The sequence below is a fragment of the Paenibacillus thiaminolyticus genome, assembly GCF_003591545.1.
In the GTDB taxonomy this organism is placed as follows: domain Bacteria; phylum Bacillota; class Bacilli; order Paenibacillales; family Paenibacillaceae; genus Paenibacillus_B; species Paenibacillus_B thiaminolyticus_A.
Genome location: NZ_QYZD01000015.1, coordinates 121085 through 137395, shown reverse-complemented (window position 1 = coordinate 137395; position 16311 = coordinate 121085). Strand labels below are relative to the sequence as shown.

The window sequence follows — 16311 nt, the reverse complement described above, 5'->3', positions numbered from 1 at the left end:
TTTATCGTTGGCTTCTATTTTGTTATGGTTAAATTAGGTTTGAAGACACGCTCTAATCCAATGAAAATTAAATTGACAACCGCAGCAATCCTATGTATGATTCTCACAAGACAATTTCATTTTCTTGACCTTATCAAGAGCGACTGAGGGAATAGGCCCTATGACGTCCGGCAACCTTACCCATTATGGTAAAAGGTGCTAAATCCTACAGAATGCGCGGCATTCTGAGAGATAAGTGGTTCCGATCGATGCAATGCAGCAGCCTCTTTCTCTCATGGAAAGAGGCTTTTTTTCATTCGCTGCAATAAATGCCGGCCGGACGAGACAGACAATACAGCATGAATGTTGGGGTGAGAGAGAGATGATAGAGATAAGGAATCTTGTCAAGGAGTACCGAAGCAAGACGGGAACGGTCGTCGGTGTCGATAATGTCTCGCTGCATATCGAGAAGGGCGACATCTATGGCATCATCGGGCGAAGCGGAGCCGGCAAAAGCTCCCTGCTGCGCTGCATCAATCTGCTGGAGCAGCCGGCATCGGGCAGCATCCTCGTCGACGGCGTCGATCTGACCAAGCTGCAGGGCGAGCAGCTGCGGCAGGCCCGGTTGAAGATCGGCATGATCTTTCAACATTTTCACCTGATTCGATCCAAGACGGTCTACGAGAACATCGCCTTCGCGCTCAAGGCGAACCGGACAACCAAGGCGGACATCGAAGCGCGCGTGACCGAGCTATTAGAGATGGTCGGCTTGTCCGACAAGCGCGACGTGTATCCTTCCCAACTGAGCGGCGGCCAGAAGCAGCGGGTAGGCATCGCCAGGGCGCTCGCGAACGATCCGCATGTGCTGCTCTGCGACGAGGCGACATCCGCACTCGATCCGGAGACGACCCAGTCCATTCTCGACCTGCTGCAAAAGATCAACCGTGAATGGAAGCTGACAATCGTGCTGATTACCCATGAGATGGAAGTCGTCAAGGCAATCTGCGATCGGATGGCCGTCATGCAGAACGGCCGCGTCGTCGAGGAGGGGCCTGTCTATGATATCTTTTCCGATCCGCAGCATCCGATGACCCGCTCCTTCATCAGCAGCCTGTTCCAATTCGATCTGCCCGGCCGCCTGTTCCGGAACAGCACGGGAACCGTCGTCAAGATTCACTTCGTCGCGCCGCAGGCGGAGGAAGCCGTCATTACCGACATGCTGAAGCATTTCGACGTCACAGGCAATATCCTGCATGGCAAAATCGAATATATCCACGATACGCCTCTCGGCATCCTCATCCTGGAGCTGAACGGCAATCCGTCCGAAGTGCAGCGTGCCATGGATTATATCGCATCACGAACGCACCGATTGGAGGTAATCAGATAAGATGGACTCCCTCATACAGATCTTGCCCGATCTATACAAGGCGTTTTTTCAGACCTTGTATATGGTGGGCATCTCATTAGTTGCCGCTTTAATTCTGGGTCTTCCTATTGGAATAATATTATTTGTGACGGATAAAGGACTGTTTCTGGAAAATCGCCTTACCCGCGTCTTCCTCGGCTTCATCGTTAACATAATCAGATCGGTTCCGTTCATCATCCTGCTCGTGACCCTGCTGCCGCTGACGAAGCTGATCGCCGGCACTACGATCGGTCCAACCGCCGCATCTGTCTCGTTGTCGGTGGCCGCCATCCCGTTCTTCGCCCGGCTCGTCGAGACCGCGCTGCGCGAGATCGACAAGGGCGTCATCGAAGCTGCGGTGTCGATCGGGGCCACACCTTGGATGATCATCAAGGATGTGCTGCTTCCCGAAGCGAAGCCCGGTATCGTGCAAGGGATTAATATTACCGCGATCAGCCTCGTAGCCTACTCGGCCATGGCCGGGACGGTCGGCGGAGGCGGCATCGGCGATCTGGCGATCCGGTTCGGCTATTACCGCTATGACAATACGGTCATGTTCACCACCGTCATCGTCCTGATCTGCCTCGTGCAGCTCATTCAATATGCCGGCGATTTCCTGGCCAAGAAGGTAGACAAGCGCTAACGCAAGGTTACAACATCATTTCACATATATATGGAGGGTATCATCATGAAAGAGACAGCCATTCTTCTCTCGCTCATCCTGACGTTCGGCCTGTTGGCCGCCTGCGGAAGCGGCTCGTCCTCCAGCGGCGGGGACAATGCGAAGCAGGAAGAGAGCAGAACATTGAAGTTCGGGGCCACCGCCGGCCCATACAGCGATATGCTGACGAAGGCGATCAAGCCGATCATGGAGAAAAAAGGCTACACGATCGAAATCGTCGAATTCGGGGATTACGTGCAGCCGAACCTGGCGCTGTCCAACGGCGATCTGGCCGCGAACCTGTTCCAGCATAAAATCTATATGGATAACTTCGCCAAGGAAAACAAGCTGGAGCTGACCGATCTCATCGTCGTGCCGACAGCGCCAATGGGAATCTACTCTTCGAAGTACAAGTCGCTCGACGAGATCGCTGACGGCAGCACCGTCGCGCTGGCGAATGATCCGACCAATCTGGCCCGTTCGCTGGGGCTGCTCCAGGACGCCGGCCTGCTGACGATGAAGGATGACATTGACCCGCTGCGCGTCTCGGAGAAGGACGTCAAGGACAATCCGAAGCAGCTCGTGCTGCAGCCGATCGAGGCCGGCCAGTTGCCGCGCGCCGTCGACAGCGCCGATATCTCCCTCGTACCGGGCAACTTCGCGCTCGCGGCCAAGATGAATCTGCTGGATGCGCTGCAGCTGGAAAATATGCCGGACGACTACCGCAACCGGGTCGTCATCAACACGGCAGACAAGGACAAGGCCTTCGCGAAAGATCTGAAGGAAGCGGTCGAATCGCCGGAATTCGAGCAGATTATCGATGAGCAGTTCCAGGGGTTCGGGAAGCCGGAGTGGATGCTGAACCGGAAATAAGGAAGAACCTTCGGGGAGGGATAGGAAATGACAACGCTGAATCATCCGCTTATCGTCAGAGGCGCTCCCGCCATCTACCGCTGTGAAGCCGGCATCCTGCACCAGCTGGGGTCCCTGCTCCAGCCGTACGGCAGCCGCCGGGTCCTCGTCGTGCACGGCGAGCGCTCCTGGGAGGCCGCATCTCCGTATTGGCCGCAGCAGACGGAGCTGACGCTTCTGCCGCTGCCGTACTGCGGCGAGTGCACGCTGGCGGAAGCCAGCCGGATCGCCCGGGAAGCGCGGGCAGCGCAGGCCGATATTCTGCTCGGCGTCGGCGGCGGCAAAGTGATGGACCTCGCCAAGGCCGCAGGCATCGAAGCGAGCGTCGACACGGTGCTCGTGCCGACGCTCGCTTCGAACTGCGCAGCCTGGACGCCGCTCAGCGTGTTCTACGATGAGCAGGGGCGCTTCACGCATTATACGCTCCATCCGAAAAGTCCGCTCATGGTGCTGGTCGATCCGCAGATTGCCCTGCGCGCGCCGACCGCTTACCTGCGGGCCGGCATCGCCGACACGCTGGCCAAATGGTACGAGGCCGACGTGCTCGTCCGCCAGTGGATCCGGCCGCCTGCGGCAGTGCAGCTCTCCCATCTCACGGCCCGCCTGTGCCAGACCGCTCTGCTGGAGCACGGCCTGCAGAGCGTGCGGGATGCCGAGCGGCAGCAATTGACGGATGCGTTCACGCTCGCCGTGGAGACGATCATCATGACGGGCGGCACGGTCGGCGGCTTCGGCGACTATGCGGGGCGGATCGCGGGAGCCCATTCCATCCATAACGGGCTGACGGCAGCCCCGGCGACGCATCACCTGCTGCACGGGGACAAGGTCGCCTACGGCATTCTCGTCCAGCTCACGCTGGAGGGCAACCTGCCCGAGGTCGAGCGGCTGCTGCCGTTCTACCGGGATATGGGTCTTCCCCGCTGCCTGTCTGATCTCGGGCTCTCCGCCTCGGATCGCGAGACGCTGGACCGCGTCGCGGCCGCCTCGGTCCTTCCGCAGGAGTCGATTCATCTGATGAACAGGAACGTGACGGCGGATGACGTGCGGCAGGCGATGCTGCAGCTGGAATCGGTGGCGGCCGGAACTGCATAACGAATGGAGGGCGGGAGCAAGCCCTTCCGCCCTTCCTCTGTCTCGGCAGATGCGAGCTCTATCCTGTTTCCATCCCTCCCCACCTTCTCAATCACTTTTCTTAATCGCCTCGACAAAAAATCAGAAATATCACTTATCACCCTCTCATTGTAAAATGGTGGAAAAGGGAGGGGTTGACTTGGGTAACGCAAGCTTGTCCAACCGTTTCTCACGCTTTGCACACGAAGAATGCGCAGGATCCTGCGATCTGTACGAGCATCTGGCGCTGCGCATCGCCTCCGATGATGAATTGCTCCAGATCGCCTCGCATGCAAGGCCGGGGCAGCCGGTGCCGAACCTGCTCTTCGGCGCGGTTCACTGCTTGCTGCTCGCCGGCGCCGACCACGAGCTGACCCGCTTTTATGACGGGCTCGTGGAGGAGCCGGAAGACATCCGGCAGTTCTTCCCCCCGTTCAAGGACTTCTGCCTCCAGCACGCCGACGATATCGTGCCGCTGCTTGAGACGAAGATCGTACAGACGAATGAGGTCAGGCGCTGCGCCTATCTGTACCCGAGCTTCTGCCTTATCTATGAGAAAATACGCAAACCATTGGCGCTGATCGAGATCGGCACGAGCGCGGGGCTGCAACTGATTTGGGATCAATACGGATACACCTATGGAACCGGAGACGTGTACGGGAACCCGGCAGGAGCTGTCCGGATTGCTGCTTCCATCATCAGAGGCGGAGATACTTCCCCACCCCTGCTGCCGCACAGTCCCCCTGTCACTGCCAGAATCGGCGTGGATTTGTATATCAACCGCCTGTCCGATCCGGATGACTACCGGTGGCTGCGGGCCTTGATCTGGCCCGGGCACCGGGACAGAGTCGCGCTGTTCGACGAAGCGGCCCGCTGCCTGGCCGGACAGGCGCTGCAGTTGATCGAGGGAGACGGGATCGAGCAGCTTCCGAGTCTCGCGGCCGGTATCTCCGACGACGCCGCGATCTGCGTCTTCCATACCCATGTCGCCAATCAGATGCCGCCGGAAGCGAAGCGGCGCCTGGAGCAGCAAATCAAGGAGATCGGCAGCAGGCGCGATCTGTTTCACCTGTACAACAATATGTGGGACGCGAATCTGAATCTCGACGAATATATCAGCGGGATGGAGCGCGGAGTGTCGCTTGCCGAGACCGACGGACACGGATGATGGTTCCGCTGGACTTATCCCGGGGCATAACAAACCTGCAGCGAGCGCAAGTTAAGTTCGTCCGAAGTTATGGACGCTTGTCATGACTTGACATACAAGCGCGTTGATGCGTATACTTCACACTGTAAGGAATTAACTTTGTAATGAGGTGGAAAGGGAAATGTTGCATTTATCGACTGTTCTTCAACGGGATTTGGCTTAAGACGGGATAGATCTGCCCATTTTTAGCTCTAAGCCAACCGAAGAACAGAAGATAAAGAACCGATTTCCTTTCATGCATATCAATCTGTATGGGTAAGGTGCGCGTTCACCTTACCCATTTTTTGTATATTTTTTTCCCGATAAAATTGAAAACTGACTTTATTTTGCTGTTCTCCCGGTTGGCTTCCGATCTTGAAGCGAACAAAGGAGAGAACCAATATGAGCATTGTCACGGTTGAACAACTGTCCCATACGTACGGGGACAAGAACGTATTTCACAATATTAGCTTCCGCCTGCTGCGGGGAGAGCACGCCGGACTGGTCGGCGGCAACGGCGCAGGCAAGTCCACGCTGCTCCGCATCCTGTCGGGCGAGCTGCTTCCCGATCGCGGCACCGTCGATTGGCTGCCGGATATCCGCGCCGGCTACCTGCAGCAGCATATCGATCTGCAGGCGGGAATGACCATTATCGAATATTTGCGCACCGCTTATGCGGATCTGTATGCGATGGAGGCCCGCATGAATCAGCTCGCGGCCCAGATGGCCGAGGGCGGGGATGATCTCGATTCCTTGTTGACCCGCTACGGGGAGCTGCAGCAGCAGTTGGAACATTCCGGCTTCTATCTGATCGATACAAAGATCGAGGAGGTCGCTGCCGGATTAGGCATTCTCGCACTCGGCCTGGATCGCGACGTGAGCGAACTGAGCGGCGGCCAGCGCACGAAGCTGCTGCTGGGCAAGCTGCTGCTGGAGCAGCCCGATGTCCTGCTGCTCGATGAGCCGACCAACTATTTGGATGACGTGCATATCGAGTGGCTTACCGGGTATTTGACCCGCTACGAGCAGGCCTACCTCGCCATCTCCCATGACGAACGGTTTTTGAACGCGATCACGACGACGATTTTTCACTTGGAGCACCAGTCAATTCGGCGCTACCCCGGCAATTACGAGCAGTTCAAGCGCAGCTATGAATTGAACAAGGAGCAGCTGCAAGCCGCCTACACGCGGCAGCAGCGGGAGATCGAGCGGCTGGAGGACTTCATTCAGAAGAACCGCATTCGCAAGGCGAAGCAGGCCAAGAGCCGGGAAAAAATGCTGGAGCGAATGGAGCGGATCGACAGGCCGTCCTCCGGGCCGCAGCCTCGCTTCGCCTTCCGGGTGCATGCCGATCCGGCGGGCACGGTCATTGAAGCAAGACGGCTTCAGATCGGGTATCGCGAGCCGTTATTCGCTCCGGTCGATCTGACGGTGAAGCGCGGAGAGAAGATTGCCATCGTCGGCCATAACGGAATCGGCAAATCGACGATCCTCAAGACCTTGCTCGGCCTTATTCCGGCTCTGGGCGGCACCGTCCAATTCGGCGACCGCGTCAAGACCGCCTATTTCGCCCAGGAAGAGCAGGCTCCCGATCATAGCCCGCTGGAGCATTTATCGGCACTGCGCCCGGATATGACGCTGAAGGACTTCCGGCGCCTTCTCGCTCAGTCCGGGCTGACCGAGAAGCATATCCGGAAGGCGATCGGTCTCCTGAGCGGCGGGGAGCAGGCCAAGGTTCGGCTGTGCGAGCTGATGCTGACCGACAGCAACGTGCTCGTGCTGGATGAGCCGACCAGCCATCTCGACGTTCGCGCGAAGGACGCCTTTCAGGACGCGCTCAAGAAATATGCCGGCACGATCCTGCTCGTCTCTCATGAGCCGAATTTCTACGAGGGCTGGGTCACGCAAGTATGGAATGTGCAGGAGTGGATGAAAAAGTAACACCGAGGGGGCCGGCCATAGTATGCGCGTGGCGGATCGGGCTGGGCCCCTCGCTCCCCTCCCCCTTGCCCGCTGCCGAATCCTTCGTTAACGGAGGCCGGCAGCAGGGAAAGATCAACGATAGAGCCAACCGCTTGCCAGACAACCGGTTATTGAATAGGAGAAGCGATATGAATCATGTACATCTGCTCGAGATCGAGTTCGAATATAATGGACAGCAGCAGGCCATCACCCCGGTCCTGCTTCAGGATGAGAACGAGACGATCCTTGTCGACTGCGGGTATCCGGATTTCGCGCCGCGGATCGAAGAAGCGGCCAATCGGCAAGGCATTCGTCTCGATTCGATGACCGCCTTGATCGTGACCCATCACGATATGGACCACATCGGATCGCTGGCCGCATTGAAGCGGGCATACCCGCGCATCGGAATCATCGCGCATGAGCTGGAACAGCCGTACATCGAAGGCAAGCACAAGCCGCTGCGGCAGCAGCAGGCGGAATCCACACTCGACGACTTGCCGGAGGAAGCCAAGCCTGACGCGAGGCAGTTCATTCGCTTCCTGCAATCGATCGAGCCGGCTCAAGTCGAACGGACGGTCATCCACGGAGATCGGCTGCCCTGGTGCGGCGACATCGATATCGTCCATACGCCCGGGCATACGTCCGGACATACCTCATTGTATCTGCCGGCAAGCAAGACGCTCATCGCGGGAGATGCTGTCGTCATCGAAGACGGACGACTGAATATCGCCAATCCCCAGCATGCGTGGGATTTGAAGGAAGCTGTCCGCTCCGTTCAGCGCCTGCTCGACTACGACATCGAGCGAATCATTTGCTACCATGGGGGCATTTACGTTGGTGATGTCAAGCAGGCGCTCCAACAGCTCGTTCATGCCTATACGACTTGAGCAGGAACGATTTCCGGGCGGGGAATTGGAATACTTCGGCCGTGATCATTTTATAATGGAGGGGATGTTATGGAGTATACCGCTCCGCAGCATGGCAGCATGGCGTGTCGGTATCGGCTTAGATGCAGAACGCGGAAGGGGAAGTGCTGCTGCTTCGGACGCATTGGCGATCGGACACCTGGGAGATCCCCGGCGGGAATGCAGAGGAAGGCGAATCGCTCGATGCTGCGGTATGCCGGGAATATATGGAGGAGACGGGCATTGTGATACGGCCTCTCGGGATTACGGGCGTCTATTATAATGCGACGAAGCGGGTGCTGTCCGTTGTCTTCAGGGCGGTGTATGTCAGCGGGGAGATCCGAATCCAAGCGGAAGAAGTGATCGAGGCGAAATTCATCCGTATCGACGAGTCGAATATCGGCCAGTATATTACCCGCCCGCTAACGAGATCCCGCACCTTGGACGCCATGCGTGCGACCTCTTCGTCCCTTATGAGACATGGGAAGCCGCGCCAACATACAACTTGCTCGGAAGGCTGGACAACCATCGTTAGAAATGGCATCCATCCCAACCTTAAAAGGGGCTGTCCCGTAAGTAGTTTTAGCTGCAGGAGACAGCCCCGCCCCTGCTTCTCACACCTCAGCCTGCTGAAAATACTGTAAATATACATTATTCCTTCATGACGTATACTCCGTTACAGGAATTGCTGCACAACTGCATCAATTTCAGACTTTCCAATAACTAAAGATAAAAATCGATGAAACTAATGTACTTTTGCAGGAATTTCATCAGATCGCGGCTCAAACAGCGCAAATTGCTGCATTTACGCAGGATTTCGCTGCCTCCCCCATCATCCCCCGCTTGCCCGCTGCCGCTTTGCCTGCCGCCGTTTATCCCGCCTATTCGCTGTTGACCCGTCACGCCAACCGCCGACCCAAATCATTATGCAATGCCTGCGAGATACCCAATTGCTTTTTCCTTGCGCCCGGCTTCTAACGGCGGGCAATGATAAGGAAGCGCGCCGCATTGGTCTGAATGCCCCGCTCGGTCCGGTTCGCCGCGACGAACCGCTCGAACCGCTCGGCATCCCCTTCGACTTCTCCGAAGCAGGGGATAATCGGGGTATGCTTCAGCAAGAACAGGAGATCCTCTGCCCCTCGCATATATTCAACCGCATCGTATTCCTCGCAATGTACCTCGGTGAAGCCCGCTTCCTTCAATTGCTCGGCGCAGCGGCACATCAGTGTTCCGGTCGGCTCGCCATAGGCCTGGCCCCGTTCGAACGCCTCCTTCACATTCCATTTATCGCGCTCGCTCACCTGCTGCGTGACGAATACGCCGCCCTCCGTCAGCACCCGGGCGACTTCCCCGGCGTGGAACGGAGCATGGCGGCAGATGACGGCGTCGAACAACCCGTCAGGGAACGTCAGCTCTTCCGCATCCATGCATGCAAAGCGGACATGGCACGCGGAAGAGGCATGACGCCGAGCCGTCTCGATCATGCCCGGCGAGCGGTCGATCCCGATGGCCAGCCTCACGGCTGCCGCCAGCGGCAATAGCGCCTAACCTCCTCCGGTACCGATATCGAGCAGCACATCGGCCGGCTTGCATAATTCCGTTACCTTCGCACCATAATCCCAGGCCGGACCTTCGGTGACCGAACGCACGGAACGGAAATCCCAGCCGTTGATCGCTCCAATCCGGTCATAAAAAGCTTTTTCATCAAATGGAATCATCGTTCATTCTCCTTCCAATGGATATCGCCTGACAGGTACTTGCCCTGCTCCAATCGCTCCGGTTCCGGGTCCAAGGGCAGACTGATCCCTTGATGGCTGGCACGCGTGTTAACCCAGCCCGGAGACTAGCTACCTCGAACGATTCGGAAAGGCATTCCCATCACCCCGTTGGAAAGATATAATCAAATTATACGCATTCAGTTAGCACTTCAACAAGCAACACAATCAGACGAGCATCTCCCCTTCGGGACTGGCCAATTCGACCTCGTGCTGAACAAGCACGAATCGTATTCGCCGCAGGAGGTGCGGCGGGTACTCGCCGATGGCGGCTTCTTCTTCACCCAGCAGGCGGACGGCAGTGATTGCTTCGAGATCAACGAACGTTTCTGCGTGCCCAAGAACGAAGAATTTGCGGAATGGAAGCTCGACATCGCCGTGCGGGAAGTGCAGGAGCATCGCTTCAAGGTCGTGAAGCAGGCGGAGCAATTCCTGAGCCAACGCTTCTATGATGTCGGCGCGCTGGTCTATTATTTGAAGGCCATTCCGTGGCAGATTCCGGATTTCGAGGCCGAGAAATATAGAGAAGAGCTGTACGGCATTCACCAGCTTATCGAGCGGCAAGGCTATTTCGAAGTGACGCAGCATCGGTTCTACTTGCTGGCCACAGCGTTATCCTAGACTGCCCGCGGCAACTGCTCCTCGCCCAAGGCCAGCCAGAATACCTGGCTGGCCCCTTTTTTATGAATGCGATCCAGTCTCTCGCTCCATAGCAATCCCGAACATGTCTTGAAAGCCTTGCTTGCCGGCTGCCGTAACCGTGACGGCTCGGGTGCCCGTCCGGCGTTGAATCCAACGAAGCTCTATCCATCTGACCAGCAGGGCATGGCCCAACGCGCCCGCAAGATGATGGCGGCGCTCGCTCCAATCAAGACAGCAATGACTGAAAGAACGCCGCTTGCCGTAACGGCGAACTCCTTCTCTCCCTTCATCAACAGCCCTCTTGCCATCAGCCCCTCCGTTACCTGAACCCCTGCAAATCCGGCCAGATGATCATAGCGGGTTCTTGCGTACCACAGTATTGAACCTCGGGTAAAACGGCGAAGGCGATGATTGCCTTGCGGCTTTCCGTTGACAACCGGCCGCAATTGAGTATGATCAATGTATCGATATGATATATTGACTCGATACATTATCGTGCACGATGAAGGGATGTCGGCAAATGCTGGAATATATTATTTTGGGCCTTCTAATGGAAGGCCCAATGAGCGGCTATGAGATGAAGAAGACAATAGACAGCTCGGTTGGCTTGTTCTACCGGGCAAGCTACGGCAGCCTCTATCCCGCGTTGAAGCGGTTGGCGAATAAGGGTCTCCTGTCGGTAGCCGAGGCCGAAGGCGGCAGGAACAAAAAAGAATATACGCTGCTTCCCGCAGGGAAGGAACAGTTCGTGAGCTGGCTGGCCGAGCCGCTTCCCGTCTCCCGCAATGAAGTGCTGCTTCGCATTTTCTTTTACGATTACTTGGACGAAGACACGCGGCAAGCGCGCCTGACCGAGTACGAGAACAAGCTTGAATCCGAGATGAGGCGGCTTCAGGCCGTACAGGAGATGGTAGCGGGGGAACTCGAGCATATCGAACACCCGGAGAACTACTATTACCGCGTGTCCGTGCTCACCTATGGACTGCATTATTTCGGGATGGAGAAGCAGTGGATGCAAGTCATTAAGCAGCGGGGGGAAATGAAACCATGACTTTACCAGACACAGAATCATTTTCGAACAAGCACCCGGTCTTGACGGTCATGGTCGTGGAGCTGCTCTTATTGCTTGCCGTCTTCGCCGCCGGAGCATATGCCACGCTCAAGCAGCTTCCTTATACATCGCCGGTGCTGATTGCCTTCATTCCGATTGCGCTTGCGCTGCTGTTCTATATGAAACTGAAGAAGAGATGGGCACATTACGGATTCCGCTCGCTCTCCACTCTCCATGCCCCAGACTGGATCGACTACGCCCCGCTGCTTGTCGTGCTTGTCATTCTCAGCATAAGGGCTTTCAGGACATTTCGCTATCCGAAGCCGGATTTTTCCTGTTCTTCACGCTGCTCGTCGCCTTCGTGGAGGAGACAATATACAGGGGATTGATTCTAAGGACCCTTATACGCACAAGCGCTGCCGCAGCCGTGATCACATCCAGCGTTCTCTTCTCCCTGACCCATATGCTCAATATGCTGTCGGGACAAAATGTGGCGGACACCGCTATGCAGCGGGTCTATGCTCTGTTGGTCGGCTTCGCGCTAGCCCTGCTGATGGTAAAGCATCACAACATCTATCCGTTGATTCTTTTTCATTTCGTTCATAACTTTATTCAGTTCATCGGGAATGACAGCAATCTAATCTATACCTCCCTCGTTCTCCTCGTACTGGGCGCGCATTGTGTCTGGCTGTTGATCAATGCAAGAACATCCGCTTCCAGGACAACCGCTTCGCTCTGACCCTCATCGCCCGAATAACTGCCGCATGGACACGGTCTTCTCCGTATTCATGCGGTTTTTTACATATTCCTGTCCCTCCCGGGAAGACTAATTCAAAAACCGGGAAAGGCTGGGATAGTACATGATGGAGGAAACCTGGGTCGTCATCGTTCGATCCATAATCGCCTTCTTCAGCCTCGTGATCTATACACGGCTATTAGGCAAGCAGCAAATGGGGTCCCTCTCCTACTTCGACTACATTAACGGCATCACGATCGGGTCATTGGCAGGGACGTTGGCGACCGATCTGTCATCGAAGGGCTGGCTGCATTTCATCGGACTTACAGTGTTCGTAATCATTACGTTTCTATTCCAGATTTGGACATTGAAAAGCCGATTTTTCTCCAAAGTAATAGATTCCGAACCAACCGTCGTTATTCAGCATGGCAAAATTCTAGAGCAGAACTTAAAGAAAATGCGTATCCGCTTCGATGAAATCATGATGCTGCTGCGCGAGAAAGATACGTTTGATATCACCAAGGTCGAATACGCCATCCTGGAGCCGAACGGCGGCCTCTCCGTCTTGCTTAAATCCGAAGATCAGCCGTTGACGCCGAAAGATCTGAATCGGACCGTGACGCCTGCCCGCATGATGACGGACGTCGTGCATGAAGGTAAAATTTTGACCAATAACCTCCAACGGAGGAATAAGACTACGAAATGGCTTCATCATGAACTAAAGAAGCAAGGTGTCGAAAATATCAAGCAAGTCAGCTTTGCCGCCATCCTGCCTGACGATACGCTATATGTTGACTTGTACAAAGATAACCTGTCCGATGAAACAGATAACCGCGAATAGTTCTTAGCGAGGTGAGCAGCATGAAAATGAGAAAATGGACGATGTTGGCCGTGGCTGTTCTTCTTCTCGTTATTTTCGGAGCCGTCCTGGGCTCAGGCAATTTTTTGAAGCAGCCGCTGGGCAAAGAGGATCGGCTGCTGGAAGCCGTCCAGTCGATAGAGCAGCATGTCGAGAAGAAGAATTGGAAGCAGGCTAAGGACAAAGTCGAATACGCCTCCAATGCATGGAGACGTATTGTCAATCGGATTCAATACAGCGTCGAACGCGAATACATGTACGATATTTCCGGCATCCTCAGCCGCATCCGGGGAGGAATCGTAGCCAAGGACGATGCCTCTGTCATGGAAGAAGTTTATTTTTTCTACGAGCTATGGGAAAATCTTGGACGCTAACTCACGCTCTCCCGCGTCAATGCTTCATACATCCTTTCCAGCGCCCCGACCCCTTGCTCCTCCGCCGCCTTCGCGGTCTTCAGAAGAGCCTCCGCCTCGCTCGCGCTTGCCGGATCGTTAGGCTCTCCGCCTTGCGGGAAGGGGAACAGCCGATGCAGCCCGCGGAGCGCTTCCGCCACGGCTCCATAATGCTTCGCCGCTTCGGTGCCAAGCCGGCGAAGCGCTTCCTCCCGCTCGGATTTCCCCGGCCAGCGTTCCGGGAACGACTCCAAGAAACGAACTCCGAACTCTCGGGCGCAGCAGACGACCGCCGTGTTATACGCATTGCCGAACGGATCGACCGTCCGGTGGCGGAAGGCCTCAATCCAGGCGTCATAGCCCGCCAGGCCATGCTTGTATTCAGCCGATAGCGTCGGCGCCTGTCCCCGCGCGAATTCAATAATCGACCGCAGTCCCTTCGTCCACGCCTCCAGCGGATCCACGTCATCACTGTCCGTTACCCGCAGCATGTAGACGAATTTCATCGGCAGCTCGTTCAGCTTCGTGTACGGAAGCGCCCCATCCTGCTGCGGATCGCGGCAGTACAACTCCTGCTTCTCATCGTCATAGCCGTAGATCAGCCCGAACTCCGGTATGAACAGACTCCATCCGATGACCGGCAAGCCCCGATCGATGCTCGCTTGGGCGAACTCAATGGCTTCTCTTAGCTGCTCGGGCGTCGCGGGCGTCGAGAAGCCCAGCGGTTCCGTCGCGAAGCCCAACAGATGAAGGCCATGCTCCAGCAGCTGCCCGGGATCGAACATCGTCGGACCGGCCGCGTTCACATCCGCCGGATGAATATTGATGCGGAAGGCATGTCCTGACACGCCCATGACATCGGTCAGTGTGTAGCGCTCCTTCTTGTCGGTGTACGGCAGCAGTGCATAGATCGCCTGCGCCGCAGAGGTCCACGTCATCGTCCAGCCATTGGAAGTTGCTGTCATTTTTCTGTGCTCCCCTCGGGTTACCCCGGGCTTGTATCGAACAAGCGGGCGATCTCGGATGGCGGAAGCTGGCGGAATACATGCGCTTCGAACATCTGTCTCTCCCTGCCCGTCAAGCAGGACAGCAGTTCCCGGATCTGCTCCATCAGCTCGCGCCGAAGCAGCCACGCCTGCGGGTTCTGCATCTCGGGCGGGGGCGCGGTGCAGAGCTGGTGCAGCACCCGGTCCAGCTCGGAATCCTGCGCGGGACGCCTTGGGGCCAGGTTCGACCAGGGCCGTTCTTTGCCATACGGGCCTCCCCGCCGCAGCTTCATATTGGCCTGTTTGCGCACGATGCGCTGCAGCCAATATTGGAAGCGGGACGCATCGTGCAGCGTTTCCAGACGCAGGAACGCATTCAGCAGCGCTTCCTGCACAATATCCTCCGCCAATTGATCATCGCGGGCCATGGAGCAGGCCCATCCCAGCGCCCGCTCCCGGTGCCGCCGAACCAATTCGCCGAACGCCTCCACTTCCTCCTCATCCGTTCCGGTCTCCGGCCTCCACTCCGCCATATGCATTTATGCTTCCCCTCCTCCTCAGGAACCAAGACGGCCGCACTCCGTAAGAGCCACTTATACAAGATGCCACCCGGCCCCAAAATCTTACCAACCAACTCAAAAAAACATGATTATGCCGAAATAACCTTATTTCCCCTTCAACCTCTTCTCTTTATCATAAATAAAAAAACGGCACAAATCGACAAATATTGTATTTAATTTGCAGATTTATGAATAAATATGTAGACGAATTGACCCGTGTATGATATCACTAACATAAGGTGAAATAGGTGAAAATATTAGGAGGAAATGATGAGTTTTCAAGCACAATTTCTGCGAACGTTTATCATCAGCATATTTGCCATGTTGATGGTTGTCCTCATCGTATTGTTCCCGCGCGACCTCGATGTTCACATGGATGCTTATCAGGTGAACGTCAACTATAGCTTTAGTTGGGCAAAGTACGGGAACAATATCAAAGCATTTTTTGCCGATCTGTTCAAAGAGGGAAGCCTCGGCATCGATCGCTACAACGTGCCGATCGTAACGGTCGTGCTGACTTCCGTGGCCAAGAGCCTTGCCGTCATCGTCACGGCGCTTGTACTTAGCTTCGGACTCGGCGTGCTGAAGGGAATTATGGACTACAAGCTGTCGCGGACGAAGTGGAGCTTCTTCGGCAACTGGACGACATGGCTTTTTCAATCGCTGCCCGATTTTCTGGTACTGCTGCTGATTCAGTGGTATATCATCCGCTATCTGCCGTTTATCCGCATTTTCTCCCCGGATCAATGGTATTCCTTTCTTCTGGCTGCCGTACTGGTCTCGATATATCCGACCATGTATATCGCACGTATCACGAGCGCTTCCATCGCGGATCAGGATGGCAAGATGTACATAATGGTAGCTCGTGCCAAAGGCTTGACCCAGCGTCTCATTTTTTACAAGCACGTCTTCTATAACAGCTTCGGCACGATATTGACGCATCTTCCCTCTCTCTTCGTCTATGTCTTGTCCAATCTGCTAATGGTAGAGTATTTCATGCTCTATCCGGGAGCGGCATACCGGTTGTTTCTTGCCATTGATTACAGCGTGAACTTCGGCACCGGCTTCGATTATGAGCCCGGCGTCATCATCGGCATCGCCTTTTGCTTTATGATCCTGGTGCTTATCGTCCAGTGGATCAGTCTGGCGGCAAGAAGACATTTCGAAGCGAGGTAAGGAAGGAGAACGAC

General features: G+C 55.9%; 17 protein-coding genes, 2 pseudogenes and 1 riboswitch. Of the genes and pseudogenes, 15 read left to right on the top strand and 4 right to left on the bottom strand.

Going from position 1 to position 16311, the window contains the following annotated elements; all coding sequences use genetic code 11:
* The first annotated feature begins 127 nt into the window (after positions 1–127).
* Positions 128–238: riboswitch (SAM riboswitch) on the top strand.
* 123 nt (positions 239–361) lie between these two features.
* The 8 genes and pseudogenes from DQX05_RS17180 (at position 362) to DQX05_RS17145 (ending at position 8655) form a co-directional block, all read left to right on the top strand.
* On the top strand, positions 362–1366 hold the full coding sequence (locus DQX05_RS17180; RefSeq protein WP_119794751.1) for a methionine ABC transporter ATP-binding protein: 1005 nt from the start codon (positions 362–364) through the stop codon (positions 1364–1366).
* Position 1367: 1 nt separating this feature from the next.
* A complete protein-coding gene (locus DQX05_RS17175) occupies positions 1368–2027 on the top strand; it encodes a methionine ABC transporter permease (RefSeq protein ID WP_119794750.1) in 660 nt (219 codons plus the stop codon).
* 45 nt (positions 2028–2072) lie between these two features.
* Positions 2073–2918, top strand: a complete 846-nt coding sequence (locus tag DQX05_RS17170) for a MetQ/NlpA family ABC transporter substrate-binding protein (protein WP_182914796.1) — start codon at positions 2073–2075, stop codon at positions 2916–2918.
* A 27-nt stretch (positions 2919–2945) separates the two neighbouring features.
* Entirely contained in the window at positions 2946–4049 is a 1104-nt protein-coding gene (locus tag DQX05_RS17165) for an iron-containing alcohol dehydrogenase family protein (RefSeq protein ID WP_119794749.1), read from the top strand.
* Positions 4050–4203: 154 nt separating this feature from the next.
* Positions 4204–5235: a DUF2332 domain-containing protein gene (locus DQX05_RS17160; RefSeq protein WP_119794748.1), complete on the top strand. Its 1032-nt coding sequence runs from the start codon at positions 4204–4206 to the stop codon at positions 5233–5235.
* A 420-nt stretch (positions 5236–5655) separates the two neighbouring features.
* On the top strand, positions 5656–7194 hold the full coding sequence (locus tag DQX05_RS17155; RefSeq protein ID WP_119794747.1) for an ABC-F family ATP-binding cassette domain-containing protein: 1539 nt from the start codon (positions 5656–5658) through the stop codon (positions 7192–7194).
* Between the two features lie 170 nt (positions 7195–7364).
* A complete protein-coding gene (locus DQX05_RS17150) occupies positions 7365–8102 on the top strand; it encodes an MBL fold metallo-hydrolase (protein ID WP_119794746.1) in 738 nt (245 codons plus the stop codon).
* A 122-nt stretch (positions 8103–8224) separates the two neighbouring features.
* Positions 8225–8655: pseudogene (locus DQX05_RS17145) on the top strand (NUDIX hydrolase).
* A 439-nt stretch (positions 8656–9094) separates the two neighbouring features.
* On the opposite strand, the pseudogene DQX05_RS17140 reads toward DQX05_RS17145, so the two are convergent.
* Positions 9095–9838, bottom strand: a pseudogene (locus DQX05_RS17140) (class I SAM-dependent methyltransferase).
* Between the two features lie 168 nt (positions 9839–10006).
* Between DQX05_RS17140 and DQX05_RS17135 the strand changes: the two are divergent.
* On the top strand, positions 10007–10516 hold the full coding sequence (locus DQX05_RS17135; protein WP_259392073.1) for a class I SAM-dependent methyltransferase: 510 nt from the start codon (positions 10007–10009) through the stop codon (positions 10514–10516).
* Positions 10517–10698: 182 nt separating this feature from the next.
* Here the strand turns inward: DQX05_RS17135 and DQX05_RS30900 are convergent, their stop codons facing one another.
* On the bottom strand, positions 10699–10845 hold the full coding sequence (locus DQX05_RS30900; RefSeq protein ID WP_182914795.1) for a hypothetical protein: 147 nt from the start codon (positions 10843–10845) through the stop codon (positions 10699–10701).
* Positions 10846–11057: 212 nt separating this feature from the next.
* Here DQX05_RS30900 and DQX05_RS17125 point away from each other — a divergent pair, with 212 nt between their 5' ends.
* The 5 genes from DQX05_RS17125 (at position 11058) to DQX05_RS17110 (ending at position 13557) form a co-directional block, all read left to right on the top strand.
* The gene (locus tag DQX05_RS17125; RefSeq protein WP_119794745.1) at positions 11058–11588 is read left to right on the top strand and encodes a PadR family transcriptional regulator; all 531 of its coding nucleotides are present in this window, start codon (positions 11058–11060) and stop codon (positions 11586–11588) included.
* Positions 11585–11977 (top strand): hypothetical protein, encoded by a 393-nt coding sequence (locus tag DQX05_RS32210; RefSeq protein ID WP_259392072.1) that lies wholly within the window; start codon positions 11585–11587, stop codon positions 11975–11977. Before DQX05_RS17125 ends, DQX05_RS32210 begins: the two co-directional genes overlap by 4 nt.
* Entirely contained in the window at positions 11950–12327 is a 378-nt protein-coding gene (locus DQX05_RS32205) for a CPBP family intramembrane glutamic endopeptidase (RefSeq protein ID WP_397335614.1), read from the top strand. The genes DQX05_RS32210 and DQX05_RS32205 overlap by 28 nt, the downstream gene beginning before the upstream one ends.
* A gap of 121 nt (positions 12328–12448) precedes the next feature.
* Positions 12449–13165, top strand: coding sequence for a DUF421 domain-containing protein (locus DQX05_RS17115; protein WP_220483191.1), 717 nt, complete (start codon positions 12449–12451; stop codon positions 13163–13165).
* A gap of 20 nt (positions 13166–13185) precedes the next feature.
* Complete coding sequence (locus tag DQX05_RS17110; RefSeq protein ID WP_087444846.1) at positions 13186–13557, top strand: DUF4363 family protein; 372 nt, start codon at positions 13186–13188, stop codon at positions 13555–13557.
* Here the strand turns inward: DQX05_RS17110 and DQX05_RS17105 are convergent.
* Positions 13554–14540 (bottom strand): hypothetical protein, encoded by a 987-nt coding sequence (locus DQX05_RS17105; RefSeq protein WP_119794743.1) that lies wholly within the window; start codon positions 14538–14540, stop codon positions 13554–13556. The two genes, DQX05_RS17110 and DQX05_RS17105, sit on opposite strands and share 4 nt — an antisense overlap.
* A 20-nt stretch (positions 14541–14560) precedes the next feature.
* The gene (locus DQX05_RS17100) at positions 14561–15100 is read right to left on the bottom strand and encodes an RNA polymerase sigma factor (RefSeq protein WP_119794742.1); all 540 of its coding nucleotides are present in this window, start codon (positions 15098–15100) and stop codon (positions 14561–14563) included.
* A 291-nt stretch (positions 15101–15391) separates the two neighbouring features.
* On the opposite strand from DQX05_RS17100, the gene DQX05_RS17095 reads away from it, so the two are divergent.
* A complete protein-coding gene (locus tag DQX05_RS17095; protein WP_119794741.1) occupies positions 15392–16297 on the top strand; it encodes an ABC transporter permease subunit in 906 nt (301 codons plus the stop codon).
* The last annotated feature ends 14 nt before the right edge of the window (positions 16298–16311 follow it).